We start from the raw sequence: 3,136 nt of genomic DNA on the forward strand, positions 1-3,136 counted from the left end.
CCACGCTGGCCGCGGCCCTGGTCATGCCCGCCGTGGGGTCCGCGCTGTTCGCGTGGCGTGGCATAACCCTGCCCATGGCTGCGCCCGTGCTGGCCGCGCTGCTGCAGGGGGCGCTGCTGTCTCTCGCGCTGTACGCGCGGGAACGGCGCACGGCCTTCGTGCGGCTGCGGCAATTGAACCACGCCCGGCAGATGACCCTGGAATCCATGACCGCCGTGGCCGAAAGCCGCGACGAGATCAGCGGCGCGCACATCAAGCGCACCCAGCACTACGTGCGGGCGCTGGCCGAATCCCTGCGGGACATAGGACAGGGCGGCGGCAAGGAAACCTACCCCCAACTCACCGAGGACTACATCGAACTGCTGTTCCATTCCGCGCCGCTGCACGACGTGGGAAAGGTGGCCGTGCCTGACAGCGTGCTGTTCAAGCCCGGCAAGCTTACCGACGAGGAATTCGCGGTGATCCGCCAGCACGTGCGGCACGGGCGCAACATCATCGCCAACGCGGCCCAGGGCATGGAGGATGACGCATTCCTGCACCTGGCGGCGGAAATAGCCTGGAGCCACCACGAAAAATGGGATGGCTCCGGCTACATGGAGGGCCTTGCGGGCGAGGCCATACCCCTTTCCGGTCGCCTGATGGCCCTGGCAGACGTGTACGACGCGCTGATCTGCGCCCGGCAGTACAAGCCCGCCTTTCCGCACGCCAAGGTGCGCGAGATCATCCTGAAGGGCCGGGGCACCCACTTCGACCCCGCCGTGGTGGACGCCTTCCTGCTGGCCGAAGAGGAATTCAAGCGCATCGCCACCGCCTACCGCGACCCGGAACCGGGCCACACGCCGGACCCCGACCCGCCCGGCGGCCCTACCGGCGACCAGGTACAGCCCGGCGATCCGAGGCAGTAAGAAGCAAAACGCACACGGCGGACGTTCCGGAAAGAACGTCCGCCGTGTGCGTTTCTATTTCGGGGAAGAGGGGCAATGCCTCTCAGCGAAACTCCCAGATTGAGGAGTTTTGCCTTTCCGGCGAGGAAAACACGTTTTTTGCGAAGGGAGTGTACTCTTCTCGTACTCGACCGGAGCAAAAAACGATGTTTGACCGCTCTGCGCTCGATGCCCGTAAGGCTCGCAGGCTCGCCTAACGGGCACGCTCCGCGCCCTTCGGGTCGGAAGCCGGAAGGCAAAAGAACCAACCTGGGGGCTTCGCTCACCCCATGCGGCGCTGGAGGAGGAGAGTGTCGGCCAACACCAGCGCCGCCATGGCCTTCAGCACGGGCACCACGCGCGGAATGGCGCAGATGTCGTGGCGCCCGCCCACGCGCAGCGGCGCGGGCCTGCCGTTGGTATCGATGGTGATCTGCTCCTGCGCAATGGAGGGGATGGGCTTCACCGTCGCGCGCACCACGATGGGCTGCCCGTTGGAGATGCCGCCCAGAATGCCCCCGGCATGGTTGGTGTGGAAGCCGCCGGGAATGATGGGGTCGTTGTTCTCGCTGCCGCGCAGGCGCGCCGCCTCCAGCCCCGCGCCCACCTCCACGGCCTTTACCGCACCCACGGACATCAGGGCGTGGGCCAGCAGGGCGTCCAGTTTGTCGAACACCGGCTCGCCGAGGCCTGCGGGCACGCCGGTGGCCTCCACCTGCACGATGCCGCCCAGGGTGTCGCCCTCCGCCCGGACGTCGTGCACCAGCGATTCCCACGCGGGCACCACGTCCGGGTCGGGCGAAAAGAACAGCCGCTCCTGCGCGCTCGCCGGGTCCACGACGTCGGCGGGCACTCCGCCGATCTCAACGGTGTAGGCGCGCACCTCGATGTCGTGCATGGCCAGCAGGGCCAGGGCCACGGCGCCACCCGCCACGCGCGAGACGGTCTCCCGTCCCGATGCCCGGCCGCCGCCGCGAAAGTCGCGCAGGCCGTACTTGGCGTCGTAGGTGATGTCCGCGTGACCGGGGCGGTACAGCTTGGCCAGGTCGCCGTAGTCACGCGACCGCTGGTCTTCATTGGTGATGTGGAAGCCGATGGGGGTGCCGGTGGTGACCCCTTCGAACACGCCGGAAAGCAGGCGCACGGTATCCGGTTCCTTGCGGGCCGTACCGGCAAGGCCGGCGGACGCGCTGCCGGGACGGCGCAGGTCCAGTTCTCGCTGGATGACCGATTCGTCCAGCGGCACACCGGCAGGGCAGCCGTCCACCACGCCGCCAAGGCCGGGGCCGTGCGATTCGCCGTAGGTGGTCAGCCGGAAGATGCGACCAAAGGTGTTGCCGCTCATGGGTACTCCTGTGAACCGGAAAAGATAAAAAACCTAGCCTACGAGAAAGGCGCTGTCTGGCGCGGCACACCGCAAGGGTTGCGAAACCGGCCCCTAGCGGATGACCATCACCGGACACGACGCCATCTGCAACACCCGGTGGGTGACGCTGCCCAGCAGCAGGCCCTCCAGTTCCGAGTGCCCGCGCGACCCCATGATGATCAGGTCGCAGCGCTCGTAGTCGGCGGCGTCCACGATGGCCACCTCCACCTTGCCCTCCAGCACGCGGTCGGCAAAGGGCACGTTGCGCTCGCGCAGGAGGCGGCGGCAGGGCTCCAGCACTTCCTCGGCCTGGGCCACCAGCGAATTGCGGGCCTGGTCGTAGGCCACCTGCCCGAGAATGGGCGGGATGGACATGCGGCAGATGAGCAGCACCACCTCTGCCCCCACCATCTTCGCGAAGTCGGCGGCGTATTCCGCCGCGCGTTGCGAGTAGTCGGAACCATCCACGGGAACGAGTATCTTGCGGATCTGCATGGCGACCTCACGGATGAACACTGCACGGAGCATGGTCGTCGCGCGCTGCCACGGCGCGCGGGCATGCCACTATGCCCCTGCGGGGGCGGGCATGGCAAGAGGGCGCGGCGATCCGGAACCACCCAGGGCCCAGGAAAACAGGGCACGTGCGCACCCGGTTCGCAGAAAAGCCCGTGGGCTATTCTTCCAGCAGGCCAGCCAGCCGCTCCACCAGCGCCCGCAGGTCGTCCCCGGCGTCCAGCACCGCATGGGCGCATTCCCGGTACAGGGGCTCGCGCGCGGCCAGCACCTCGGCCACCTCGTCGGTGATGGGCCGCCCGGTCAGCGAGGGGCGTTGCGCGGCCAGCGGGTC

Annotated in this window: 3 protein-coding genes; 1 reads left to right on the forward strand and 2 read right to left on the reverse strand. The window is 68.1% G+C overall.

Annotated features, from left to right (window positions below):
* Window positions 1-905: HD-GYP domain-containing protein (locus FVW20_RS10700; RefSeq protein ID WP_196609520.1), on the forward strand; the 905-nt coding region annotated here is incomplete at its 5' end.
* Window positions 906-1,206: 301 nt separating this feature from the next.
* Here the strand turns inward: FVW20_RS10700 and aroC are convergent.
* Together aroC and FVW20_RS10710 are read right to left on the reverse strand one after the other, a co-directional pair.
* The gene (gene aroC, locus FVW20_RS10705) at window positions 1,207-2,268 is read right to left on the reverse strand and encodes a chorismate synthase (protein WP_196609521.1); all 1,062 of its coding nucleotides are present in this window, start codon (window positions 2,266-2,268) and stop codon (window positions 1,207-1,209) included.
* A 93-nt stretch (window positions 2,269-2,361) separates the two neighbouring features.
* On the reverse strand, window positions 2,362-2,784 hold the full coding sequence (locus FVW20_RS10710; protein WP_012612540.1) for a universal stress protein: 423 nt from the start codon (window positions 2,782-2,784) through the stop codon (window positions 2,362-2,364).
* Window positions 2,785-3,136 lie beyond the last annotated feature (352 nt).

The organism is Nitratidesulfovibrio oxamicus, assembly GCF_015731765.1.
In the GTDB taxonomy this organism is placed as follows: domain Bacteria; phylum Desulfobacterota; class Desulfovibrionia; order Desulfovibrionales; family Desulfovibrionaceae; genus Cupidesulfovibrio; species Cupidesulfovibrio oxamicus.

Excerpts from the sequence above, each read along its gene's own strand:
- aroC (WP_196609521.1), bottom strand. The coding sequence starts at position 2,268 with ATGAGCGGCAACACCTTTGGTCGCATCTTCCGGCTGACCACCTACGGC.
- FVW20_RS10710 (WP_012612540.1), bottom strand. The coding sequence starts at position 2,784 with ATGCAGATCCGCAAGATACTCGTTCCCGTGGATGGTTCCGACTACTCG.